Genomic DNA, 24,289 nt, shown 5'->3' with positions numbered 1-24,289 from the left:
TTAGTAGATAGTATTTATTTGAACATCTTGATAAAAGAATCCTAATATTGCTTCATAGTTGCAACCCTGTAAAGCCATTGCTTCGGCATCCCATTGACCCATACCTACACCATGTCCATATCCTGTTCCAACAATAGTTACAGTTCCGTCTTTTATGGGAGAAATCTTTGCTAAAGTGCTTTTCATTTTTGTTTGGCCTAAAAATTGTCTTAATTTGTATCCGTCTATTAGGGCTATGTGACCAGTTGAATCTTGTATTTTTATTTTATCGATACGTCCAGAGCTAAACTTTGTAGCAACTTCAAATAAAACAATATCTCCCATGAGTCCATATTCGTTTTTAATGGTTTCTAACTCTAATTCAATGGACCATTGCTTTGAAGGATCTTTCTCTTGGATATAAGATGGTTTCCCTGCTAAGTATGGCGATGGATCTAATATCTCACTCCCTGATGATAAACTACCTCCTGATGATGAATGAAAGTATGATTTAATCAGTGAACCGTTATATGTAATTACTTGACCTGCGGTTTCTGAAACAATTTTTGATACCCGATGATTTTCTACTTTGGTCCCTAAATATACCTGAGAACGTGTATCTGAATATAAATCGAAATCCGTTTTGCTTCGATCTTTATTTCGTACTTGGTAAAGGGCATAAGTACGTGATGCAATTGTTTGTGCTTTTAGTGTTTCATATGACCATGAAGGATAAATTTCTTTTGGAACCACACTGAAAAGATATTCTTCAATATTGATATAATTAATCATGCTCAATCGGCCGTCTTCACGTAAAATAACAAAACTGCCACGATAATGATCTCCATTAACTTCGAACGATCTTAACCCTTTTACTGTTATTTTATCTGTTTCCAAGAGGCGTCCGTTAACAGTTATTCCATCGTTGTGGTAGGCTAGAAGCATATTTCCTGAGGTAATAATGCTTTTATCTTGAGTTTCGAAAATATACCGAGAATCTGGTTTAACTGCGAATTCTTGATCATGTTTGATCAGAACACGAACATCAATATTTAATGCAGATATACCGCGTACTTCTTTGATACAAGCGGTTAAATTTGTGAGTAATAATAAATTTAAAAGGAAAAAGAAAATTTTCTGCATAATGTTCTCGCGAATATTTGAATTTTTATCGGTAAAATTATCTATTGAACTTGAGATTATTTTGATTTTGCTTGATTTTTTGTTAGTAAATAAGTATAATGTTAAAAATTAAGGATATTGTTAATGCAATGTGTATATGAATGTAATCCTCGCCGTTTTGAGCGTTTATTAACTATTTTAGCTATGAATAATAATCTGAATCCGAATTCTACTGAAGAGTTAGAATCTTTATATCAATTTTTACATGATTATGATCATAGTTCTATTTTGAGAAAAATTCCTTCTAATGTCAGAAACCGGATTTTAATAAGAGCTTTTGAAAATATTTATGGAATTCAAAAAGAAGCTGATGTACTAGTTCAAATACTATCAAAATCTATTAAAAATCGACCTTTTGAACAAATGTATAAAATGGATCGTAATCTTCTTATGCTAGGAGCATTTGAGTTGCGTCATAATGATACGGAACCTAATATTATTATCAAAGAAATACTGATTATTAGTGATTTATTAGGAAATCAAAAAGCAGGAAGTTATTTATCCGGTATTTTAAAAACGTTGGCGTTTGGAGAACGTATATCAATTCCTTTTAAGGTACCTATAAAGCCAAGACCTAAGATTAAACTTAAAAAATCATCATCTACACTTCCGTTATTATGAGAATTTTATGCAGGCATTTAATAAATTGTTAGATATTATAATAACTTTACGCAGTGAGAAGGGTTGTCCGTGGGATAGAAAACAAACACTTAAATCGTTAATGATTCCTTTATTAGAAGAATATTTTGAATTAGGTGATGCTGTTCAGAATGAAGATTCTCAAGAAATCCGCGAAGAAATAGGTGATGTATTTTTTATGATCTTATTAATTGGATATATTGCAGAACAGCAAGGTATAGCATCGCTTACGGAAATTATGGATGATGCAAGTAATAAATTGATATACCGTCATCCTCATGTATTTGCAGATATGACCCTACAGACTGAAGAACAGGTTATAAAAAATTGGGAAATGCTTAAACAACAAGAAAAGTCGCATAGAACCAGTATTTTTGATGGAATTCCTAAAAGTCTTCCTGCTTCGCTTAGGTTTGAAAAAATAAAACGCAAAATATCTCAACAATCTCATGATTTGAAGCAATTTAAAACTGATGAAAATAATGTCCAATCTCAATTGAAAAATTTGCTTATTGATTTAAGTATGGAAGGATATAATATTAATGAATTGATACATCAAGTAGTTGAAGACATAATCCAGCAATATAATAATCGGTAGTTTTCATATTTTATCAATCATGCGTTCTACTTGCATTTCAAGATCCCTTATCGTACTATTGTTAAATAGTGTATAATCAGCAGGCTCATTAATAATTTCCATTTGGTTGTCTAAAACACTATGGATCCATTCAGGTGTATGCCCGCGCATAAGCAGTCGCGTAACAAGCTTAGTATGGTCAATGCATACTTTAATTAAACTGGTATGTGGGATACTGTTTTTAACACGAAAGAAAAATGCCCCTTCAATAACACTATTTTGGGTTGTTGTATCCAGTAAAGCTAAAGTTTTGTTAATAATATGCGGGTAACTAAAAGCATTTAATTTGAGAAGTGCTGTTTTATCATTAAAAACTTTGTTTCCCAGCTTTTTTCTATCGACAATTCCATAATCATCTACCATGTCTTTGCCAAATTCCTGTATGATTATTTCTGAAAATTCTTCTAAAACTTGATAACCTAAAATATCTTGATTAATAACGAAATATCCATATTTTTCATGAAGAATACGAGCAACCGTACTTTTGCCGCTACCGGCTTGTCCAAATAAACCGAGAATTTTCCTTTGATTTGGTAAGTCACTTGTCTGCATAGTATAGGGAACCTCCTCATTTTATTTATTTTTTTGAGAAGGTTGAGGAAAAATTGTCATCATTAATCCTAAAAGGATACACCCACTGACAATAAATGTATCAGCTAGGTTGAAAGTATACCAGCGATAGGACTTAATACCAAAATCTAAAAAATCAACTACATAACCATGGATAATACGGTCAATGATATTCCCCATAGCTCCACCAAAAATCATCATTAGAGCTACTTTTGAAGCCTTATATGCTTTTTCTTGTACGAGTATGTTGAGATTACGGTAAAAATAAAATAAAATCCATAAAGCAGCTAGTGATGTAATGCTTAATATCACTACAGTATATGGTATAGGCAGGTTATTCAGCAATCCAAAAGTAATCCCGTAATTTCTTACATAAGTAATCCGGAAAAAATCTCCTAATACTTCTATAGAATTGCTAATAGGGTAAGGCTGATTTTTTGTGTAGCTAAGCACCCAATTTTTTGCTGTTAAATCAAGTATAGTAACTATTGGTGCTATCAATAAAAATAAAATATTTTTTTTCATATTGTCCTCATGATTAATTGATGATATTTTCTTGACATCTTAGGCATAAGCCTTGTATATTAACATCATCTTTATGATGCCAACAGCGTTCACAACGGGTTTTATTACTTTTGAATGTAGAAATGAAAATTTTAGGGTGAGAAATTTCTTGATATTGATTTTTAATATGAATCAATTCTTGACTGTTATTTTGTTTTAATTCTAATTCAGAGACCATCAGCATCTCAGAGATAGTATCTTGATATTCTTTTAACATTTCAATATTAGAAGTTTTAAGGATGATACCTGCCTCTAATGATGATCCAATTATTCCTTGGTCCCGTAATTTTTGTAATTCTAATTGTGCTTCTTCGCGTATATACTCCAGAATGGTAAAAACATCTGCCAATTTCTTATTTTCCCACTCTTTAGGCAGATAATTACGCGAAAGTAAATGAACTGATTCTAATTTGTTGTTCAATTCAGCATGATCGTAAACTTCTTCCATAGTAAAGACAAGTACTGGTGACAACATAGTCATTAATTCTTTGAGGATGTAGAATAAGACTGTTTGAGCAGATAATCTTTTAGAAGAATGTGGCGCTAAAATATAAAGCCTATCTTTTAAGATATCAAAATATTGGCTGCTTAATTCTATGATACAGAAGTTGAAAATCTCACGATAAGCACGATGAAATTGATATTTTTCCATAAATTTATCTGTGGTTTCTTTTAATAGGTATAGTTTATGAAGCATGTATTGATCTAGTGGTTCGAGATGAGAATAATCTAGAATATCATTTTCTGTAAAATTATAAAGATTTCCCAGCATATAACGAAATGTATTTCTCAATTTTCGGTATAAATCAATTGTTTTTTGGATTATATTTTTTCCGATACGTAAATCTTTTGTAAAATCTTCTGTTACTACCCATAGTCTGAGAATATCTGCTCCAAATTTTTTCGTAATCTCTTCCGGTGCAACAGTATTACCTAAACTTTTATGCATTTGTCTACCTTCTTCATCTAAAACCCAACCATGAGTTAAAATACTTTTAAAAGAAGCGTAATTGTGAAGAGCGATAGAATTCCATAAAGATGCTTGAAACCATCCCCGATATTGATCAGATCCTTCTAAATAAAGATCTGCTGGGCAGTTTAATTCAGAATTTGAATCTAGTACAGCAAAGTGAGAAGTCCCCGAATCAAACCATACATCAAGAATATCTTCTTCTTTTTTGAATATATCATTTCCGCATTCGCATGATGGTACAGTGCCTAAGATTTCTTGCAAAATAGTGTTAGCGCTATTACCTAACCAATATTCCAGTCCATGTGTCTGTACTTTCTTAGCAATTTGATTAATAAGTTCTTCATTAATAAGAATGTTGCTACAATGGTTGCAGTAAAATGCTGGGATAGGTACACCCCACTTGCGTTGCCGAGAAATACACCAATCAGGCCTATTGATGAGCATATTTTTAAGTCGTTCTTCTCCCCATTGTGGGGTCCATTGAACTGCTGGTAAAGCACTTAAAGCTTGCTGGGTAAGCATAAGGTCTGACACTCGGAAAAACCATTGTGGTTTTGTGCGAAAAATTAATGGTGTTTTTGCTCGCCAGTCGTGAGGATAGGAATGTTTAATAATACTTGCATGCCAAATTAATCCTTTTCCAGCAAGAAATTCAACAATTTTCGGATTTGCATCGAATATATATTCACCTTCCCACTCAGGCACTTCTTTTGTAAAGCGGCCACTATCATCTACAGGTGACAGCGTAGGCAGATTGTATTTTTGCCCTGTAATAAAATCGTCAGGGCCGTGGCCGGGAGCTGTATGGACAATACCAGTACCTGTATCCATAGTAACATAATCGGCAAAAACCACAACAGATTCCCGATCAATCCATGGATGTTTAACTTTAAGAGCTTCAATATCTTTCTTGTCAAGTTTTGATGATGAAACACCTTGCATATTGTTGGCATTCAAAACTGCCTCTTTGAGGGGGTCTGCAATGATAATTTTACGGCCATTCTGCAATGTTAATTCTACATAATCTGCTTCTGGATGGAATGCAACAGCCGTATTAGCAGGCAGAGTCCAAGGAGTGGTAGTCCAAATAACAACATAAGTATTGGCTTTATTTTCAACAGGAAATAAAACGTAAATTGCAGGAGAAGTATGTTCTTGATACTCGACTTCGGCATCAGCAAGCGCCGTACGCGATACAGGAGACCAATAGATCGGGCGTTCTCCTCGATAGATGTATCCCTTGCCTACAAGAATGCCAAATGCTTTCATAATTGATGCTTCGTATTGGTTGCTCATGGTAAGGTAAGGATGCTGCCAATCTCCGTCTACACCAAGCCTGATAAAACTGGTTTTCTGTTTTTCGACAAAATTCCAAGCATAAGCACGGCATTTTTCTCTGAGTTCAATATCACTCAATTTTTGAGCTTCAATGCCAAGGGATTTTAATGTATTCAACTCTATAGGTAGGCCATGACAATCCCAACCGGGTATATATGGTGTCTGATAACCTTGACTGTATCGGTAACGACATATTATATCCTTGAGAATTTTGTTAAGAGCTGTACCTACATGAATATTCCCGTTTGCATAAGGTGGTCCGTCGTGGAGAATGAATTTGGGAGCATTGTTTCTGGCTTGAAGTTTTTTATTATAAAGATCGATTGACTCCCATTTTGCAAGGATTTTCGGTTCTTTTTCCACTAAACCAGCTCTCATATCAAAGTCAGTCTTAGGAAGATTAACGGGAAATTTTTCTTTTTTACTCATTTTTGCCCCAGCAAATACTCATTTGTAACAATTATAACACATATGTTTCTAAATTTCAAGCATCTATTTATTGTAAATTAATGTAAAAAATTATAGTAAAACATAAAATTACGCTCAAGTTTTCAATAAATGTTCTCCGAAAAATAGAGCAAATATGTGTACTATTGGTTAAAATATGAAATTGGGGAGGAAAAAGAAAAATAGCGTTTGCTTTACCGCTGAACGTAAAGTAAAAAATCTCTACAAAACATGATTCAAGGAGGATATCATGATCATTAACAACAACATTAGCGCTATCTTCGGCAACAGACAGTTGGCCTTAGACAATGCCATGTTGAACAAAAATATGGAGAAACTTTCTTCAGGTTTTCGTATCAACAGAGCTGGCGACGATGCTTCTGGTTTGGCAGTGTCCGAGAAGATGCGTACTCAGATTCGCGGTTTGAATCAGGCTTTACGAAACACTCAGGATGGTGTTTCGTTTATCCAGACTACCGAAGGATATCTGCAGGAAGTTACCAATGCTTTGCAACGGATCCGTGAATTGGCTATCCAAGGTGCTAACGGGATTTATTCTGATGAAGACCGAGGATATATCCAAGTAGAAGTCGAGCAGATGGTGGACGAAATCAATCGTGTTGGTTCTCAAGCTCAGTTCAATGGTTTGAAAATGTTGACAGGCTTGTTTGCAAAGCCCACGGCAGATTCAACTCCTCCTTCGGAAATGTATCTGCATTTGGGTGCAAATATGGATGAGCGTGTTCAAGTGTACATTGCGACAATGAATAGCTTTTCATTAGGCTTGCAAAACGAGGCAACTAATGAAATTGTATCCGTATCAACACAGGATCAAGCAAACTTGACGATTGGCATGATTGATCAGGCTCTCCGCCGAGTAAATTCTCAACGTGCTGATCTAGGAGGCTACCAAAATCGCCTTGAATCTGCATCACGCAGTATTATGGTTGGTGCGGAAAATCTCCAAGCTGCTGAATCTCGTATCCGTGATACAGATATGGCGCGTGAATCCAGTATGCTTGCTAAAAACCAAGTTTTGACTCAAGCGGCTATCGCAATGCTTGCTCAGGCCAACCAGCAGCCGCAAGCAGTCCTGCAGCTTCTTAGGTAACGCTGAATCAGATGCCGTTTTCTCATGAAAACGGCTTATCATGTAGTATTGTGATTTTTGGTTTCGTTTCCTCTTAACCGTACTTTTTTTATCTTGAGAAGGGACGTTTTTCTTCATCATGGACGAGTTAAGGTTCAAGGAGGAAACGAGCCATGATTATTAATAATAATATTAGTTCAATTTTTGCCAATAGGCAGCTTACAATTGTTGATGGCAAACTGTCGAAAGATATGGAACAACTTTCTTCAGGTTTGCGGATCAACAAAGCCGGTGATGATGCTTCGGGTCTTGCTGTTTCCGAAAAAATGCGCACACAGATCCGTGGTTTGAACCAGGCTATGCGTAATATACAGGATGCGACGTCCTTTATCCAGACCACCGAAGGCTACCTTCAAGAAATTACTAACTCGCTGCAACGGGTGCGTGAACTCTCTGTACAAGGTGCCAACGGTATCTATACGGATGAAGACCGAGGATATTTGAATGTAGAGATTGGGTTGGTAGTTGATGAAATCGACCGCGTAGCCCAGACAGCTCAATTTAATACGCTTCATATGCTTGATGGCAGATTTGCACAAGCCACCGTCCCTCAAGAAGGAGAAGGTGCTAATCCTGCGATAACCGGTGCAGGAATTTTGTTCCAAATAGGCCCAAACCAAGACAATAACGTGCGAACGTATATTAGTCAGCTCAGTGCGAAAGGGTTGGGTCTCCGTGACAATGACGGTAATGTCACTATCGGAACCACAACGGCTGATCAGGCCAATTCTTCGATAGGTCTTATTGACAAGGCTCTTCGGGAAACCACCAGCCAGCGAACCGAACTCGGTGCTTACCAGAACAGGTTTGAAAGCTTGTATCAGGGTTTGTATATTGCCTTTGAAAATACGACAGCAGCTGAATCCCGTATCCGCGACACCAATATGGCTAAAGCAGTGAGCGAATTGGTGAAAAACCAAATTCTCACGCAAAGTACGGTATCGATGCTGGCGCAGGCTAATCTCAAACCTCAAATGCTTCTAACCTTGCTTCAATAAAACTAGAAAAAAACGCTCTCTTCTCAATGCCCCCGTTTGGGGGCTATTTTTTATAAAATTGTTTTTTTCATATAAGCATGATGAGGATGTTCTAATGCAGGATCTTTTTCCAGTATAAGGGCTGCATCCTGAACGGCAGCACTAAGAATTTTACTATCTCTGCTTAGATCGGCAAGTTTGAAGATCGGATCTCCGGTTTGGCGGGTACCTAAAATTTCGCCAGCTCCCCGCAGTTGAAGGTCGGCTTCTGCAATAGCAAAACCGTCCAGCGTATTTTCGAAAATTTCAAGCCTCTCATTCGACTCTTCGTTGCTGCGGTTAATGGCAATACAGTATGATTGGTGTTGACTGCGCCCAACTCTGCCACGCAGCTGATGTAACTGAGCCAATCCAAAACGTTCTGCGTTTTCGATGATCATTATTGTTGCATTAGGAATGTCTATTCCTACTTCAATAACGGTTGTTGCCGTTAGGATATCGATTTTTTTTTCGGCGAAATCTTTCATTACAGCGTCTTTTTCTTCCTGGCTCATTCGACCATGTACTAGTCCTATTTTGTATTGTTTGAGTGTTTCGGAGAAATAAGCAGCTGTTTCTTCGGCAGATTGGACTTTATTAAGTGACTCGCTTTCCTCGATTAGCGGACAAACAACAAATGCTTGACGTCCTGCGTAGATTTCCTGTTTTAGTAACTCGAAAACTTTCTTATAATCCGAAGCATTCACAATGATAGTTTTAATTTGCTGCCGGTCTTTGGGCAGTTCGTCAATGACGGAAATACCCAAATCCCCATGTAAAGCCAAACTCATTGTACGTGGAATGGGAGTTGCAGACATCAGTAGGACATCAACTCCACTACCTTTATCGATTAAAGCGCGCCGTTGTTCCACACCGAATTTATGTTGTTCGTCGATAACAGCCAACCCAAGACCTGCATAATATACGTCTTCTTGAAATAGTGCATGCGTACCTACAATTAATTTTAATTCCCCATTTTTCAGTTTTTCTAAAACAGAAACACGTTCCTTAGCAGACGTGCTTCCCGTAAGCAACATGCATTCAAAGCCGAGTTGCTGCGTAATTTGTTGAATTTTTTTATAATGTTGAAAAGCAAGAACTTCTGTCGGTACCAGAAATGCGCTTTGGTGGTTATTTTCAGCTGCTATAAGCATGCTAGCTAAGGCAACAGTAGTTTTTCCCGAGCCTACGTCCCCTTGGAGCAAGCGGTTCATGGGTGCTGGGGAATTAAGATCGTCTGCTATTTCTTTAATGACTCTATTCTGAGCATCGGTGAGTCGGAATGGCAGATTAGAAAAAAGTTGATTTAAAATGCTTTGAGAGTTATATTGTCGAGGTTTAGGAGAATTTTGATTAGCTGATTTTTGTAATCCCAGTGCTGTCCGCAGAAATAAAAATTCTTCATAAGCTCCATATTGGCGTGCTTTTTCGATAGCGGGGAAATCTTCAGGGAAATGTAGTTGATGAAGCGCTTCGAATTTAGTATAAAGTTTTCTTTTTTTTATGAAAAAATGTGGGATTGGTTCGGCAATGTTATCACGGAGTATTGAGAATGCTTTGCGTATCAGTTTATGAAGCTCTTTTTGGCGAAGACCTTCTGTAAGCTTGTAGATTGGCAAAATTTTGCCTGTTAACCGTTGTTCCTCGGCTGTGTCTACAGATTCAAACTCAAAATTACTTGTCTGAATCGTATTATAGCGAAATTCAAAGCGCCCAAAAATATAAAATTCATTGCCAACAGGCATACTCTTGGCTAAACCGTAGTGATTAAAGCCTACTAATACGGCTTGGGACGATTGATCTTTAATAATAACTTTTGTTTGAGATTTGTTATTCCAAAAAAAAGTTTCATGGCGTTCAACAGTTGCTTTGATAGTACCCGGTATTTGTTTCAGAAGCAGATCGGCAATCGTAGATATAGTGGAACGATCCTCATAACGGACAGGATAGTATTCAAGTAGGTCTTCCAAATACTGGATTCCTATCCGGCTAAGCAAATAGGACTGGCGTGCTGTAAAATATTCTGATATATGAGTTTGAGTCTGTGTTTTCAAATGTATATGCATTGAATTGAAATTATTAAAGTGTTACCTTCATCAGCAATTCTCCTGTATGGACATTGCCTGAGTCTCTGATAATTTCTAGTTTTGATTTATTAGGCTTTTCAACAATAATCAATGGTGTCATAAGGGTGGAAGTTTTGCTTTTAAGAAAGTTGATATCAAGTTCTAATAAAGGCGTACCGGCTTTGTATTCTCCTTGGAGCGAAACCAATGCCTTAAAACCTTGCCCTTTAAGTTCTACAGTATTCATGCCGACATGAATAAGAGCTTCGACACCTTGAGACATCAGCATAATAGCATGTAAAGTATGAAAAATATCAATAGTACCGTCAAAGGGCATGCAAATAATATTATTTTGCGGCAGAATGCAGATCCCATCGCCCATTATACCCTGAGCAAATGCAATATCTGGAGTTTCTGCCAATGGAAAAACTTCTCCATCGATTGGGGAGAGAAATTCCAATTGTTTTTTTTTGAAAATATCGAACATGATGCCCTCCATGATTGATTATTTATTTTATAATATTTACACGTTTAACGCAAATATTTTTAAGATTATTGTTGTTTTTCCTGTAAACTTGATTAAATTTTTAAATGACGTATAATTTTATAATAGTTTTGAGAATTTAGAGGTTTGAGTGAATATAGTGATTATGCCAAATAGGCAAAGAATTATTATTCAGGCAGCGAAATTTTTGGTTTCTGCAATTAATGAATTCAAGCCTTCACGTAAAAATCCTTTTGTTCTGGGCTTGTCGACTGGGGCTACGGTATTAAGTATTTGTGGAGAATTGGTTTGCCAGTTTGAAATGGGGAAAATTTCTTTTGAGCATGTTGTTATTTTTACTGCTGGTGAATATTTAGGTGTTTCCGAAGTTGATAAGGATTCTTATTCTTATCGTATTTATCATGAATTTTTTTCAAAGGTTAATCTTCCTTCTTCCCAAATATTTACCTTAAACGGCCAATCTGCCGATATTAATCAGGAATGTATACACTACGAACAGCTAATTCAGCAATATGGAGGATTGGAATTGTTTTTGGGGTCGTTGGGCGAAAATGGGAATCTTGCTTTTAATGAGCCAGGTTCTGCATTATTATCTTCTACGCGGTTAAAAACACTCAATAGCGAAACAATACGTGCTGATGCTCGTTTTTTTCATAATAATACTTCCAAAGTACCTATGCAAGCTCTAACTATAGGAATTAAAACCATTTATGATGCGCGAAAAATCCTTATTGTTGTGTATGGTACTCATAAAGCGTTTGCGGTTCGTCAGTGTTTGGAGCAGGAAATTTCTGCAATGCATCCGGCATCATTTTTGCAGCTTCACCCGCAAACCACTTTTATGATCGATAAAGTTGCAGGACGGAAATTATCGCTGGATCAAACATTTTCTGAAATTTGACTATAAAAACAACTGCTATTATTTTTTTGTGAGAGAGTTTTTCAAAGAGGTGTTTATGCGTCTAATTATTACAAAAGAGCAAACTGGTGATTGGTCTGCATATTATATTGCAAAAACAATACTTGAATTCAAGCCTTCTGCAGAAAATCCTTTTACATTAGGTATTCCTGGGGGGTTGACTCCTCTGCCTATGTACCAGCGTTTGATTTCCTTCTACAAGGATGGCGTTATTGATTTTGAGCATGTACACTTTTTCAGTACGGGGGATTATATTGGGCTTCCTGAAGACAGTGCCTATAGTTTTTCAAGGTTTATCCACGAGCATTTTTTTCAATATCTCGATATACCGCCATCTCGCTTGCATTTTCTTAATGGTTCTGCAAAGGATCTTAAACAAGAAGCTCTTAATTATGAGAAATTGATACAATCTTTTGGCGGAATTCGATTGTGGGTATGTGGTTTAGGGGATGATGCGCATGTTGCGTTTAATGAACCCGGTTCTTCTCTGCAGTCCCGTACCCGTGATAAAGAATTGACATTCGAAACCCGAGTAGCTAATGCAAAATTTTTTAACGGCGATATTGATCAAGTTCCATTTTCAGCAATGACGATAGGATTAGGTACACTTTTGGATGCTCAAGAAATTATTGTATTAGCACAGGGGCATGCAAAAGCTCAAGCATTGGCATTGGGCATTGAAGGTGGTGTTAATCATATGTATCCTGTATCGGCGTTGCAGTTGCATCCTAAAATGACGTTTGTAGCCGATGAAGAAGCTGTGTCAGAACTGCGCGTACGTACCTATCGTTATCACAAAGAAGTTGAAAAACGCAGTTTGCATCCTAAGATTTTAATTAAAGGGCTTTATAAAGCGTATTATGCATTGACAAATGCGCGTATTTTCAATGGAGAAAAATTTATTGAAAATGCCTGTATTATTATCGAAAACGATACAATTAAAAGTGTAGAAAAAAATTTGCCCCTTGATACTGTGATTACAAAAATTGATATGCAAGGCCGGATTTTGACACCGGGATATATCGATTTGCAACTGAATGGTTGTGGGGGTGCTGATGTTAATGATGATATTTCACTGGACACACTTAAAGTGATGTATCAAACCTGTCTCAAGCATGGAGTTACGAATATGGCTCCGACATTGATTACTACTTCCGATGAGCGTATGCTTGAAGCAATAGATCTCATTAATTATCTCAAAAAACCTGAACTTTTGGGGATTATTGCCTGGCATTTTGAGGGGCCATATCTGTCGCCGATAAAAAAAGGCGTGCATGAACAAAAATATATACGAAAACCATCTCAGGAAATGTTAGATCGCATTATTCAGGCAGGAACTGCCCGTAAAATTGTTACGTTGGCCCCTGAAGAAAATACCGGAGAAGATATTAAAAAACTAGCCGATGCCGGAATTATTGTGTCTATGGGTCACACAAACGGTACTTATGAAGAAATTAATCAAAAAATTCCGTTCGGTATTACGATGGTTACTCACTTGTATAATGCGATGCGGCCTTTTGATTCGCGTGAACCAGGGGCATTAGGCGCTGTCCTCGACAGTAAGACAATGTATGCGGGCATCATAGCTGATGGGGTGCATTGTAATTATGCATCGGTTGATATTGCTTACAAAACATTGGGAGAACGGCTTTTTTTAGTCAGCGATGCTGTGTTGCCAGCTGGAACAGATATGGAATTTTTTACTTTTGCGGGACGCACGATTGCTCATAGGGATGGGAAATGCTTTGCCGAAGATGGTACACTTTCGGGAGCGGCAACGATGTTGGATCAATGTGTACGGAATGTGGTGAATCGGGTAGGGATACCTATGGAGCATGCACTGAAAATGGCATCTGCCATTCCTGCGAAGGCGATTAATTTGGATCATCAATATGGTTACATCAAACCCAGCTATAAGGCAAATATCACGGTTCTTGATGATGATTTATTTGTAAAAGGGGTAATAGAGAATGGTAGATATCTCAGTATGGAAGAATAACTTTAGATAAAATAAAAGTGAGGAGCTCTCATGAGTATAGAAATTAAAGGTACACCGGCATGTCCTGGCATTGTAGAAGGGGAAGTTTTTATTTTTTCAGAACCTGAAATTGTCTTGAATCAAAAGCCTATTGCAGAATCTCAAGTAGAAAATGAAATTAATTTGTTTTTGGAAGGTCGCAAAAAGGCAAAAAATCAGCTTGAAACAATTAAAACAATTACTTTAAAAAATATTGGCCCGGAAGAAGCAGAAATTTTTGATGGGCATATAGAAATCCTCATGGATGAAGGCATGGAAGAAGAGGTAAAACTTTTAATAAAAAGTGATCTGATGGCTGCCGATTTTGCAGCACAAAAAGTTGCTGATCAGTATATAGCAATGTTCCAAAATATGGATGACGAATATATGAGCGCCAGAGCTGCCGATATGAAAGATATTTTCCGGAGACTTATTGCTAATATTTTGGATATTCATATTCCCTCACTAATTGAAATTGATGCTCCTGTTATTGTTGTGGCGTTTGATTTAACACCTTCGGATACAGCCCAAATGGATAAGACAAAAGTTTTAGGGTTTATTACGGCTGAGGGAGGACCGACATCGCATGTGGCTATTATGTCACGAACATTGATGATTCCAGCGGTTGTAGGTGCAAAAGGTATTTTAGAAAAAACTAATAACGGTGATTCTATGATTCTAGATGCTCAATCGGGAATAGCAATTATTGATCCCACACAGGGTGAAGTTGAAAAATATCAGGCAAAAGCCGGAGAATTTGCGGAAGAAATTCGAAGACTCCGTGCATTAAAGGAACTTCCTGCAGTTACAAAGGATGGATTTGAAATGATATTAGCTGCTAATGTCGGTACAGATATTGATGCATTGCCAGCGCTTGAACAAGGAGCTCAGGGGGTTGGGCTCTATCGTACAGAATTTTTATACATGGACCGTTCTAATTGGCCTACTGAAGAAGAACAGACCATTGCATATTCCAATGTTGTGAGAGCTTTTGATGGGCAGTTGGTTGTGATCCGCACGCTGGATATCGGAGGCGATAAAAGTCTTGATTATTTCAAGTTTCCTCATGAATTGAATCCTTTTTTAGGGTGGAGAGCATTACGTATTTGTTTGGATAAGAAGGATATTTTTAAGACTCAGTTGCGTGCCATATTGCAAGCATCAGCACTGGGGCCTATTGGCATTATGTATCCTATGGTGATTTCGGTGAGCGAAGTCGAACAAGCTAATGCTCTGCTTCAGGAGTGTAAAAATGAACTGGCAATGGAAGGCATACCTTTTGGCGACGATATTCAACAAGGGGTTATGATAGAAACGCCAGCTGCTGCTATGATAGCAGGTGAGTTAGCGGAAATTGTTGATTTTTTCAGTTTTGGAACTAATGATTTAACACAATATACCTTAGCAGTAGACCGAGGAAATCCTCATATCACTGAATTATACGATTCATTTCATCCGGCAGTGCTTCGTTTGATGGCTGAAGCAACTCAGGATGCGCTTGCTAAAAATGCTTGGGTAGGTGTATGTGGAGAGTTAGGTGGAGATCCTTTAGCGTCATTGTTTTTCCTGGGGATTGGAGTTAAAGAACTTAGTATGAGTGCCATCAATATTCCCAAAGTTAAAGAAATTATTCGCAATACTACAATGGTAGAAGCACGTGAAATTGCGCAAAAAGTGTTGTCTTTAGGAAATGGCAGCGAAATACGTGAATATTTGAAAAAAGTAATAAACCAAAAATAATTTATAAGGAGAATAGTTATGATTTCTGAGAAAATCACTATTGTTAATAATACAGGATTACATACCCGACCGGGAAATGAATTGATAAAACTGATTAAAAGTTTTCCTGGAATATCGGTTCAAATTGAAAAAGGCGAGAAAAAAATTAATGCTTCCTCTTTGCTACAGGTGATGTCTCTCGGAATCAAAAAAGATGATGTCATTACAATAACAGTCACAGGAGTTGATGAGTCGAATGAAAACCAAGTGATGAATTCGTTAAAAGAATTTTTTGCAACTCTTAAAGATTAAAGTTGACAAGATAAAGATATCTTTTTTAGGTGGAATTATGACGGAAGAAAAATATGAAGAAATGGTGATGGGACTAGTTGGTTTTGCAGGGGAAGGACGCAGCTTAGCATTGGAAGCTCTGAAATGTTTAAGAACAAATGACTTTAAACAAGCGGATGAATTGTTAAATCAAGCAAGGCAAGCGTTGTTAGAAGCACACCATATCCAAACGGATTTGATTCAAGCAGAAATAAATGGTGAAGCAATGCCTACAACGTTGCTGATGATTCACGCGCAAGATCATTTAATGATAGCAATGCTGGCTTGCGATCTAATTGAAGAAATGATCGCTATAAGAAAGACAAATCCATAAAATTATTTGAATTTTTGAAATACGGATTTATATTCATTTCCTGTAGATGTTAAAGTAATTTGTCCTGCTTGAATTTGTTTGCGAATGTAGTTTTCTATGGCGACTTCTGCGCGTTGCATTCGGATTGCTTCTTCTATTTTGGATACAGCTTCTTCGTAAGTAAGAGTTCTAGGTGCAATTATTTCCAGTATCTTAAATGTTAGATAAGTAGCTTGCCCTGTCGACTGTAAAGGAATAGGTTGAGGAATGTAAATTCCTTTATTCGGCTGAATTTTGATAACTTCTCCTCCTAAAGGAATACTTTTTTGTAGAGCGATGCCAAGGATTTCTTCAGGAATTTGTTTTTGTTGTACTAAGATATCCGGAGTGAATAATCCTGTCCGTCCGGAATACTTTGTGAATTTTAGGGAACTGTATTTTCGTCTCATTGCATTGAAATCACTACTAGTGTTAAGGTCTGTTGCTAAATTAGCCATTTGAGTTTCAATATCGGAAAGCTGTGATAATGATAATTTTGAAGAAGCCTCTACCGCAAAAATAATAAGATCCATCTTAGGAAACGGTGAATCTTTGAGTTCAGCTTTATATTGCTTATAAAAGTTCATCTTTTCCTTATCAGGAATCGGTGTATTGATAGCTGCTTTGATATATGCATCGCCAAAAATCATGCCGCGTTTTACCTTATCTGTTTTGACATTCATGCCATAAATATCAGGAAATTTGTTATATAAGTCTGCTCTTTGTTTAGCACCTGGCTGGGAAGGGTTATTCGTAAGATTGTTAATAGTTTTTCTAAATTCTATTTCATCCATATAATATTCAGGAGAATTCTCCGCTAAAACCAGTAATGATGACATCGTGATCAGCTGTTCTAATGCTGAGTTAACGGAAGGACGTTTGCCTGTTGTGACCTGTTGAAAATCACGCATTTGTTGAATATCATAACTAGTAATAGCAATATCTCCAACAGTTGCTATTGTTTGTATGGATGTCTGTGCAAATCCACTGCTTACATAAAAAATTGATAACAATAATAGTTTTTTCATTAGAACTCCTTGTGGGCTAAATTTTTGTGACATTCCATGAACAAGAAATACCTAGGATATTATCTGATAATGTCTGCCATAAAGTGTTATGCTCTGTACAAAAAAAAGTAGTTCTAGGGAAGCTGTTAGACGATATAGCAATATTATGATTAAATTCTTTTATTACCGCTTTCGGTGAATCGATGAGTGTGATTCTCGGATATAGTTGTTGAATGAGAGATTTTATTAAACTGTAATGCGTGCAGCCCAAAATTACAACTTCTATGTTGTCTCTAAACATCGAAAAATATTGTACTAAACATGATTGTAGTTGTTTTTCATCACCTGCTTCGATCAGCGGAACCAAATGAGGTGAAGCAATTTGATGAACTTTGGTTCCTGGACTTCGCTTTTGTATTTTTTGTTTGTAAGCTTCTGAAGAAGTGGTAAAGGAAGTGGCTAGAATTCCTACTTTAGTGGGCATACCTGTCTCCTCAAATAACTCCTTAATTGTCGGATCTACCATTTCTATTATAGGTATTTTATGTAATTTTGTCAACAGGCTGTGGGCTGAGATGCTAGCGGTGTTACATGCGATAATCAAACCTTTACATTCGCCGAGGCTGGTAAGGAAGCGGGCGTTTTTTAAGGCAAAATCTTGAATTTGACTGCATGATTTATTTCCGTAAGGGAGATTTTTATTATCTGCCAAATAGACAAATTCTTCGTTTGGAAACTGTTCTTGCAAGGCTTTGAGGATAGTCAGACCACCAAGACCTGAATCAAAAATACCTGTAAATGCCATTATTCAACCTTTTTCGAAAATTAAGCTCTTATATTTTAAGCGAATTATATTATTTCGTCAATATTTGACACTTGAATTATTTTAGTTTAGAATTTTAATAATAGAACAATCAAAACAAGAGGTGGATTGTGGGCATATTTGAAGCACTTCCAGAATCGAGTTATCTAAAAAAACTCCTCCTTGGTGAAGATCCTACATTTGTGGAGCGTTTCCTGAACGTAAAACAAAAATTTGAAACTGCTGTTGATAAAGAAGATAAAAGGATCTTAAAAGATCAATTTACAGATTTGTTTTGGGACTTATATGGTCGCATTGCACTGAAAGTAGGACCTAGTTTGAGCAATGCCAAGCGTTTATTTTTACGTTATGGTTTGGTGGACCTCCGGTACCTTACTCCTGAGGATCAAAAATTTATTTTAGAACAGCCGTTAACACCAGTGGATTATGCTAATGAGACGATATTTTTTGTGGATGAGTGGCTGCAAGGCATTGCTGAAGGTCATATTAAAGCTTCCGCAACAGATGAAACCGAAAGTAAACCTAAATCCGCATCTGTGTTGCTGGGGCAGATATCTGCAAAACGTGAAAAAGCAGAATCATTAATGCATGTTGAAAGGGAACGTTATAATCGTTTTTTCCTTGAACGCCGAGAATGTATTAAGCGTTTAGCGAACATAGCGGAACATTTGCAAGAGCTGTCAAAAGATGAAGAATTAGGTATTGAAGGCATGTTTTCACCGGAACAAATAAAGATGGTAGATGATTTGTCTGCGATACAAAAAGATATCCGAAGATTGCATAAGGATATGATAGCTTCTGTGCGTGTTATTGCAAAGGCTCATGAGCAAATTAAAGATGCGCTTGCCGAGGAAGAACCTGTATTAGCAGCAGGGTCATTTTCTGTGGGGGCTGAAGTTATCAGTCGTGAAGTACAAGCGGTTCGCCAAATGGCAAAAATGACCGTAGGCAAACAAGGAAATCAATTTCCTTTTTTAAGTTCCAGTGTGATGCCCAAGGAATCGAGAGATTACCTATTTCGCAATGTTGTGAAGAAAAAACTCCAATATTGGTTAGAATTGGATCCAGAAGCATTTAATCGTACTTATAAAGGAGAAACATTAAATATTCCTCCATATATTATTTTGGTTCCTGGATATGGTACAATCGGAGCATGTTGGGAACCGCTTGATAGTAATAATAAACAGTTTGGACGAGGCAGGATTGCATTGCCAATTTTTACACGTATGCCTGATGTTTCTATATTGTCTGCGGTTGGAGATCTTAGGTGGCAGGCAGCAAAAGAAATTGCTTCTTATTATTGGATGGAAGAAGGTCTGACGGGCCGTTATTATGAATATTATTTGTCTGCAAAGCTTAAAGGAGATCTACGGCATCATTTTATTAATGATTATCTTCTCTGGATGACTAAAGAAACTCAAGGTATGCAGAAACTTGAAAAAGATGCGCGTTTTGTTTTTTGGCGGTATGTGCCTCTGCCTGATGAGAAAAAAATCTGGCTCAGCAAAAAAGGATATTATTATAATCAGCTCTGGGAAAACGAACTTACTTGGCGTCAAGGTCAGGCAAATAAATAAAATTTAATGCTGCCATTTTTTCCAATATTTCTTGAGGATACGGTTATAAGCAATATATGTTAAAATAAAACGTAATATCTCCTCAATGAGGATTGCAATCCATACTCCTTTAATGCCTGATTTGATATAAAAAATCATCCAGTAAACAATAAAAACTCTTAAACTTGATACAAAAAAACTGATAAAAAGATTGTATTTTCCATAACCTATAGCATTTAGAGTACTCATATTGATGCCAACAGGAATAGCAACAATTATTATTGCTATGATCCAGAGCATGTTATCAACAGTTGAGTTAATGAGATAAGAGTCGTTTGTGAACAAACCTATAATAGGTGTGCGGAATAAATAAAAAGTAGCAATAATTACGGTTCCTAAAAGCCATTTGACCTGCCACATTGAACGTAGCGTTGCTAAGATGCGGTCTTTTCGTTTTGCCCCGAAGGAGCGTCCCATTAATGATAAATTGGCGACATCGAAGCCGTAAAGTACACGATAACTCATATCACTCAGTAATAGTCCGATATTGAGAACAGCTCCTCCAAAAAGTACTGTTTTGTTGAGCATCGAAACTACAACAGATGTAGATATTGTCCAGATCATTTGAGTGATTGCCCAGGGAATCCCAAGTTTTAAGCGTGGCATAAGAAAAAAATGGAGCTTATTCCAAGAAGAAGTTTTAATTTTAAGGAAATTATGGTGCCAAAAATATAAACTCAGAATAGAAGCACCGATAAATTCAGCAATAACAGTAGCAAGAGCAGCGCCTTTGATGCCTAATTCGGGAATGCTACCAAATCCCCAAATAAATATGGGATCAAGAATAATATTGATAGTGGTTTGTACAAGGGTGACTAACATAATGATCCGGGTATTGCCAAGGGCTTCCAGAATACAAGCAGGAGCCCCTAAAAGCAAAAATCGAAACAAATATAGCCATGATACAGTATATACATAATCAGAAGCATCATTTAGTGCTTTTCCTTGAAGGCTCATGATGATGCCAATGCGTTCACCTGAACTCTGCCAGAAAAAAAAATATAGAATTGCCATTACAAAAGCAATAAAGAATGTAGTTTGAGCGGTTTGAGTGGCTTGATGATGACGCTTAGCGCCTATGCCTTGAGCAATTAAAATGGTAGTTGCTGCAGACAGCCCCACCCATAGTGATTCTATCGTCCAAAATGGAAAGATAATGGACGATAATGCCGTTAAGCTTTCACTGTTGTATTGGCCGATGTACATTGTATCTACGATCTGCTGGATATATTGAGAAAGCGTCCGTAAACTAGCAGGCAGTCCAATACCCCATACGAGTGGATTAATTCGTTTTGCTAATGCTTTGACATGCCTGGGCATGATGCACCTCTGAAGAATTTCATTTATTATAATAGTCTTTTTTACAAAAAATCAAGCAATTAAGAAAATTAATTTTTTTGAAAACAAATTTTAATTTCTAATAATTTAAATAGTTAAACTTTTAACCTGGATTTTTTTCTAAAAAAATTAACTAAAAGTTTGTGCAATTTTATTTTTTTTCTTGCTGTCCGAGTCAACGTATATAGTGTTTCTCCTATTAATGGAAATTCTTGAAGTGTATGCCTTATTTTTTTAAGGGGAATTTTCATAGTGTGCATAAAATATAATAAATCAATAATACTATTTGCATGATTTCCCAAGCACCAAGCTCCTACAATATATCCTTTGTAGCAAAAAATTTTCATAAGGGATTCATGTTCTGTATCTGGAAGGAAATTCGTTAATTCGTATATTTTAAGATTCTTCCCGAATTTATGCAGTGCTTGTATTTCATCTAAACCACAGAAAGCATATTCCCAATCTTCAACAATTGCTTGAGGAAGGCAATGGGAATCTGATTTTCTTTTCAGCCAGGGGAATTTAATATTCCATATTGCCAAGTACCCTTCTATAATGGATGCATATGCTGAATTTATTGAGTTTTTTGTACAGCCTACCGCAAAAATATTTTTTTGAGAAGTTTGCAAATATTCGTTGATAGTAATTTCTTGTTTTGTATATTCTATGTTTGCTTTTTTCAAATTCAATTGTTCAATATCAGGTATGTAATTGTCGGCAATCATGATTTTTTTTGCTTTTACTGTGTATTGAGAATCCTGTTTTTTGTAAGTAATACATTCTGGTTCTACATGAGTAATCGTTGCTCCTGTGATGAGCTTAATACCGGCATCTTTAAGCTTAGTTTGTATATTTTTTTGAATTCTCGGATCTGTAAAAATGTTTTCTTTTTGTTCTAATATGATAACTTGACATCCTAACCGAGCTAAAACTTCTGAAAGCTCCAATGTAATAGCTCCACATCCAATAAAAATAATTGATTGAGGGATGGATTTCTGAAGAAAAAAATTCTGAAAAGTCAAATAAGAGATAGTATCTAATCCATTAATAGCAGGAATTTCTAAGATACTTTCTAGAGCAATAATAAATTTTTTAGCAGTGAAAATATCACAGCCTATGGAAATTTGTGTTGGCGAAATAAATTGCACTGAATCTTTTATAATATAAAGATTTTTTTCTTCTTCCAAGCGTTTGGATTCTTGGATATAATCTTGTTGTATCTGTAATTGTACTTTTGTGAAAGTATCTTTGGGAGGGTCTTTTTCTTTTGACAAATTAGATAATATTTGTATGGATTTTTTTGCTGCATGGAGAGTTATAGTACTACTATTAGCATAATCTACAATTAATGTCTTTTTTCCTGCTTGAGCATTTTCAACAGCCGCTGCTATTCCTGCAGGGGTTTTTCCGATAATAATAATGTCAAATTGTTGCATGTTGATCCTCTTTGCCTATAGGCATTAAATTTTAAAAAATTTATAAAAAGTTTGTGATTTAAGATAATCTATCTATGATTGTGATATCAAGATTTTTTTTGTTTTTTATAAGAGGTAGCTTTTTATTGAATAGTTAGAAAAAAAGAAATTTGTGTTATTTTCTTATTTAGAGTAAAATTAAGTTTATTTTTAGGAGGATAAAATGAAAAAACTAATATTACATATTTTTTTTATGATGTGGGTGGTTCCTATGTTTAGTCAAGAAGTATTAACAAAAGAATCCCCAGTTTCTTTGGAAGAGACTTTGAAAGTTGTCGAATCTACACTGAAGAGCAATAATTTTACTATATTTGCGAAAATTGATCAGGCTGACGCTGCTAAAAAAGCTGGCCTATCTATGAATCCTGGAGTGGTATTCATTTTTGGCAATCCTAAAGTCGGCGCTTCTTTGATGCAGGAAAATCCTGTTTGGGTATTGGATTTGCCTCTTAAAGTAGCTGTATACCAGGATTCGAATAATATCACTTATATTTCGACATTTGATATGAAAAAAATTGCTAAAAGAAATAAATTATCAAAAACTCAAATGCCAAAAATTCAAGCAATGGTTGATTTTTTGGAAAAATTATTAACAATTCGGTAATTTTGTTAAGAAGTCTACATTGACATATTTTCTAAATGCTTTATAATGTAATTTTATAAGGTGGAATTTATGAAGAAGTTTCTAATTACCGGTGCATTGGGTCAAATTGGAACAGAATTAGCATTATTTTTGTCTGAGCGCTATGGAGCGGATCAGGTTATTATTTCTGATAGAGAATCTAATCTAAAACATCAAGCTATTAAGGATTTATCCTTTGAACAGCTTGATGTTTTAGATTTTGATCATTTTTGTAACATAGTACAGAAACGTAAAATTAATTATATTATTCATTTAGCAGCTATTTTGTCTGCAACAGGTGAAACAAATCCTCAAAAACTCTGGCAAATTAATATGACTGGTTTGTATCATGCTTTAGAAGCAGCGCGACAGTTTCAATGTGGTATTTTTACACCTAGCTCTATTGCGGTTTTTGGAGCAGGTACTCCTTCAAAATGTACGCCTCAAGATACTATTATGCGGCCTTCAACAATCTATGGAATCAGTAAGTTATCCGGTGAACTTTTATGTGACTACTATTTTGAACGGTTTAATGTGGATACTCGTGGTGTGCGTTTTCCTGGCTTGGTTTCTTATAAAGCTCCTCCAGGGGGTGGAACAACCGATTATGCGGTAGATATTTTTTACCAGGCACTTCAATCAGGTGTTTATCGATGCCCGTTACGTCAAGATACTTGTATGGATATGATGTATATGGATGATGCATTGGAAGCCATAGTACAATTAATAGAAGCAGATCCTACTAAGCTTAAGCATCGGAATGCATTTAATGTATCAGCAATGAGTTTTTCACCTAAGGAAATAGCGGAGGAAATAAAAAAATATATTCCTAACTTTAGAATTAATTATGAAATCAATCCGGTACTGCAGAAAATTGCTGACAGTTGGCCGAAGTCGTTGGATACTTCTGCAGCGCAGGAAGAATGGGGATTTTCTCCGCGTTATAATCTTGAAGCAACAACCCGAGTAATGATTTCTCATTTAAAAGAAAAAATAGGGGTCTGA

22 protein-coding genes are annotated in these 24,289 nt (G+C 36.3%); 12 read left to right on the top strand and 10 right to left on the bottom strand.

All coding sequences use genetic code 11. From position 1 onward, the window contains the following. Complete coding sequence (locus BM018_RS03055; protein ID WP_092318495.1) at positions 1-1,122, bottom strand: SpoIID/LytB domain-containing protein; 1,122 nt, start codon at positions 1,120-1,122, stop codon at positions 1-3. Between the two features lie 123 nt (positions 1,123-1,245). On the opposite strand from BM018_RS03055, the gene BM018_RS03050 reads away from it, so the two are divergent. Together BM018_RS03050 and BM018_RS03045 are read left to right on the top strand one after the other, a co-directional pair. Beyond that, complete coding sequence (locus BM018_RS03050; RefSeq protein WP_092318494.1) at positions 1,246-1,782, top strand: transcription antitermination factor NusB; 537 nt, start codon at positions 1,246-1,248, stop codon at positions 1,780-1,782. A 7-nt stretch (positions 1,783-1,789) separates the two neighbouring features. Then, positions 1,790-2,398 (top strand): MazG nucleotide pyrophosphohydrolase domain-containing protein, encoded by a 609-nt coding sequence (locus tag BM018_RS03045; protein ID WP_092318492.1) that lies wholly within the window; start codon positions 1,790-1,792, stop codon positions 2,396-2,398. A 3-nt stretch (positions 2,399-2,401) separates the two neighbouring features. Here the strand turns inward: BM018_RS03045 and coaE are convergent, their stop codons facing one another. Genes coaE through ileS form a run of 3 tightly spaced genes read right to left on the bottom strand, consistent with a single transcriptional unit; the run spans position 2,402 to position 6,311 of the window. Next, a complete protein-coding gene (gene coaE, locus BM018_RS03040) occupies positions 2,402-2,989 on the bottom strand; it encodes a dephospho-CoA kinase (RefSeq protein ID WP_092318490.1) in 588 nt (195 codons plus the stop codon). A gap of 21 nt (positions 2,990-3,010) precedes the next feature. Further along, entirely contained in the window at positions 3,011-3,532 is a 522-nt protein-coding gene (gene lspA, locus BM018_RS03035) for a signal peptidase II (protein WP_092318488.1), read from the bottom strand. Between the two features lie 13 nt (positions 3,533-3,545). Continuing rightward, a complete protein-coding gene (gene ileS, locus BM018_RS03030) occupies positions 3,546-6,311 on the bottom strand; it encodes an isoleucine--tRNA ligase (RefSeq protein WP_092318486.1) in 2,766 nt (921 codons plus the stop codon). 268 nt (positions 6,312-6,579) lie between these two features. On the opposite strand from ileS, the gene BM018_RS03025 reads away from it, so the two are divergent. After that, positions 6,580-7,440 (top strand): flagellin N-terminal helical domain-containing protein, encoded by an 861-nt coding sequence (locus BM018_RS03025; protein ID WP_092318484.1) that lies wholly within the window; start codon positions 6,580-6,582, stop codon positions 7,438-7,440. A gap of 152 nt (positions 7,441-7,592) precedes the next feature. After that, positions 7,593-8,477 (top strand): flagellin N-terminal helical domain-containing protein, encoded by an 885-nt coding sequence (locus BM018_RS03020; RefSeq protein WP_092318482.1) that lies wholly within the window; start codon positions 7,593-7,595, stop codon positions 8,475-8,477. A 50-nt stretch (positions 8,478-8,527) separates the two neighbouring features. Here BM018_RS03020 and recG read toward each other — a convergent pair whose 3' ends face one another. Both recG and BM018_RS03010 read right to left on the bottom strand, forming a co-directional pair. Next, the gene (gene recG / locus BM018_RS03015; protein ID WP_159428149.1) at positions 8,528-10,549 is read right to left on the bottom strand and encodes an ATP-dependent DNA helicase RecG; all 2,022 of its coding nucleotides are present in this window, start codon (positions 10,547-10,549) and stop codon (positions 8,528-8,530) included. A gap of 25 nt (positions 10,550-10,574) precedes the next feature. Continuing rightward, positions 10,575-11,048: a PTS sugar transporter subunit IIA gene (locus tag BM018_RS03010; protein WP_159428148.1), complete on the bottom strand. Its 474-nt coding sequence runs from the start codon at positions 11,046-11,048 to the stop codon at positions 10,575-10,577. 148 nt (positions 11,049-11,196) lie between these two features. On the opposite strand from BM018_RS03010, the gene nagB reads away from it, so the two are divergent. Genes nagB through BM018_RS02985 form a run of 5 tightly spaced genes read left to right on the top strand, consistent with a single transcriptional unit; the run spans position 11,197 to position 16,385 of the window. Next, positions 11,197-11,967, top strand: a complete 771-nt coding sequence (nagB, locus tag BM018_RS03005; RefSeq protein ID WP_092318476.1) for a glucosamine-6-phosphate deaminase — start codon at positions 11,197-11,199, stop codon at positions 11,965-11,967. A 55-nt stretch (positions 11,968-12,022) separates the two neighbouring features. Continuing rightward, on the top strand, positions 12,023-13,984 hold the full coding sequence (nagA, locus tag BM018_RS03000) for an N-acetylglucosamine-6-phosphate deacetylase (protein WP_092318474.1): 1,962 nt from the start codon (positions 12,023-12,025) through the stop codon (positions 13,982-13,984). Between the two features lie 30 nt (positions 13,985-14,014). Next, positions 14,015-15,742 (top strand): phosphoenolpyruvate--protein phosphotransferase, encoded by a 1,728-nt coding sequence (gene ptsP / locus BM018_RS02995; protein ID WP_092318472.1) that lies wholly within the window; start codon positions 14,015-14,017, stop codon positions 15,740-15,742. An 18-nt stretch (positions 15,743-15,760) separates the two neighbouring features. Further along, positions 15,761-16,033, top strand: coding sequence for an HPr family phosphocarrier protein (locus BM018_RS02990; protein WP_092318470.1), 273 nt, complete (start codon positions 15,761-15,763; stop codon positions 16,031-16,033). Between the two features lie 37 nt (positions 16,034-16,070). Next, a complete protein-coding gene (locus tag BM018_RS02985; protein ID WP_092318469.1) occupies positions 16,071-16,385 on the top strand; it encodes a PTS lactose/cellobiose transporter subunit IIA in 315 nt (104 codons plus the stop codon). Between the two features lie 2 nt (positions 16,386-16,387). Here the strand turns inward: BM018_RS02985 and BM018_RS02980 are convergent, their stop codons facing one another. Both BM018_RS02980 and murI read right to left on the bottom strand, forming a co-directional pair. After that, the gene (locus BM018_RS02980; protein WP_092318467.1) at positions 16,388-17,431 is read right to left on the bottom strand and encodes a hypothetical protein; all 1,044 of its coding nucleotides are present in this window, start codon (positions 17,429-17,431) and stop codon (positions 16,388-16,390) included. Between the two features lie 16 nt (positions 17,432-17,447). Further along, the gene (murI, locus tag BM018_RS02975) at positions 17,448-18,215 is read right to left on the bottom strand and encodes a glutamate racemase (RefSeq protein WP_092318465.1); all 768 of its coding nucleotides are present in this window, start codon (positions 18,213-18,215) and stop codon (positions 17,448-17,450) included. Positions 18,216-18,343: 128 nt separating this feature from the next. Between murI and BM018_RS02970 the strand changes: the two genes are divergently transcribed. After that, positions 18,344-19,810, top strand: a complete 1,467-nt coding sequence (locus tag BM018_RS02970) for a hypothetical protein (protein WP_092318463.1) — start codon at positions 18,344-18,346, stop codon at positions 19,808-19,810. Between the two features lie 3 nt (positions 19,811-19,813). Here BM018_RS02970 and BM018_RS02965 read toward each other — a convergent pair whose 3' ends face one another. Further along, a complete protein-coding gene (locus BM018_RS02965) occupies positions 19,814-21,169 on the bottom strand; it encodes an MATE family efflux transporter (RefSeq protein ID WP_092318461.1) in 1,356 nt (451 codons plus the stop codon). A 113-nt stretch (positions 21,170-21,282) separates the two neighbouring features. Next, positions 21,283-22,623, bottom strand: a complete 1,341-nt coding sequence (locus BM018_RS02960; protein ID WP_092318459.1) for an FAD-dependent oxidoreductase — start codon at positions 22,621-22,623, stop codon at positions 21,283-21,285. 202 nt (positions 22,624-22,825) lie between these two features. Between BM018_RS02960 and BM018_RS02955 the strand changes: the two genes are divergently transcribed. Both BM018_RS02955 and BM018_RS02950 read left to right on the top strand, forming a co-directional pair. Further along, positions 22,826-23,266, top strand: a complete 441-nt coding sequence (locus tag BM018_RS02955) for a DUF302 domain-containing protein (RefSeq protein WP_092318457.1) — start codon at positions 22,826-22,828, stop codon at positions 23,264-23,266. 69 nt (positions 23,267-23,335) lie between these two features. After that, positions 23,336-24,289 carry an NAD-dependent epimerase/dehydratase family protein gene (locus tag BM018_RS02950; protein ID WP_092318455.1) on the top strand — a complete coding sequence of 318 codons (954 nt, stop codon included), beginning with the start codon at positions 23,336-23,338 and terminating at the stop codon, positions 24,287-24,289.

This window comes from Brevinema andersonii (genome assembly GCF_900112165.1).
Classification (GTDB): Bacteria; Spirochaetota; Brevinematia; order Brevinematales; family Brevinemataceae; genus Brevinema; species Brevinema andersonii.
This window is presented reverse-complemented; position numbering and strand designations above follow the sequence as displayed.

Excerpts from the sequence above, each read along its gene's own strand:
- BM018_RS03055 (WP_092318495.1), bottom strand. The coding sequence starts at position 1,122 with ATGCAGAAAATTTTCTTTTTCCTTTTAAATTTATTATTACTCACAAAT.
- BM018_RS03050 (WP_092318494.1), top strand. The coding sequence starts at position 1,246 with ATGCAATGTGTATATGAATGTAATCCTCGCCGTTTTGAGCGTTTATTA.
- BM018_RS03045 (WP_092318492.1), top strand. The coding sequence starts at position 1,790 with ATGCAGGCATTTAATAAATTGTTAGATATTATAATAACTTTACGCAGT.
- coaE (WP_092318490.1), bottom strand. The coding sequence starts at position 2,989 with ATGCAGACAAGTGACTTACCAAATCAAAGGAAAATTCTCGGTTTATTT.
- lspA (WP_092318488.1), bottom strand. The coding sequence starts at position 3,532 with ATGAAAAAAAATATTTTATTTTTATTGATAGCACCAATAGTTACTATA.
- ileS (WP_092318486.1), bottom strand. The coding sequence starts at position 6,311 with ATGAGTAAAAAAGAAAAATTTCCCGTTAATCTTCCTAAGACTGACTTT.
- BM018_RS03025 (WP_092318484.1), top strand. The coding sequence starts at position 6,580 with ATGATCATTAACAACAACATTAGCGCTATCTTCGGCAACAGACAGTTG.
- BM018_RS03020 (WP_092318482.1), top strand. The coding sequence starts at position 7,593 with ATGATTATTAATAATAATATTAGTTCAATTTTTGCCAATAGGCAGCTT.
- BM018_RS03010 (WP_159428148.1), bottom strand. The coding sequence starts at position 11,048 with ATGTTCGATATTTTCAAAAAAAAACAATTGGAATTTCTCTCCCCAATC.
- nagA (WP_092318474.1), top strand. The coding sequence starts at position 12,023 with ATGCGTCTAATTATTACAAAAGAGCAAACTGGTGATTGGTCTGCATAT.
- ptsP (WP_092318472.1), top strand. The coding sequence starts at position 14,015 with ATGAGTATAGAAATTAAAGGTACACCGGCATGTCCTGGCATTGTAGAA.
- BM018_RS02990 (WP_092318470.1), top strand. The coding sequence starts at position 15,761 with ATGATTTCTGAGAAAATCACTATTGTTAATAATACAGGATTACATACC.
- BM018_RS02985 (WP_092318469.1), top strand. The coding sequence starts at position 16,071 with ATGACGGAAGAAAAATATGAAGAAATGGTGATGGGACTAGTTGGTTTT.
- BM018_RS02980 (WP_092318467.1), bottom strand. The coding sequence starts at position 17,431 with ATGAAAAAACTATTATTGTTATCAATTTTTTATGTAAGCAGTGGATTT.
- murI (WP_092318465.1), bottom strand. The coding sequence starts at position 18,215 with ATGGCATTTACAGGTATTTTTGATTCAGGTCTTGGTGGTCTGACTATC.
- BM018_RS02965 (WP_092318461.1), bottom strand. The coding sequence starts at position 21,169 with ATGCCCAGGCATGTCAAAGCATTAGCAAAACGAATTAATCCACTCGTA.
- BM018_RS02960 (WP_092318459.1), bottom strand. The coding sequence starts at position 22,623 with ATGCAACAATTTGACATTATTATTATCGGAAAAACCCCTGCAGGAATA.
- BM018_RS02955 (WP_092318457.1), top strand. The coding sequence starts at position 22,826 with ATGAAAAAACTAATATTACATATTTTTTTTATGATGTGGGTGGTTCCT.
- BM018_RS02950 (WP_092318455.1), top strand. The coding sequence starts at position 23,336 with ATGAAGAAGTTTCTAATTACCGGTGCATTGGGTCAAATTGGAACAGAA.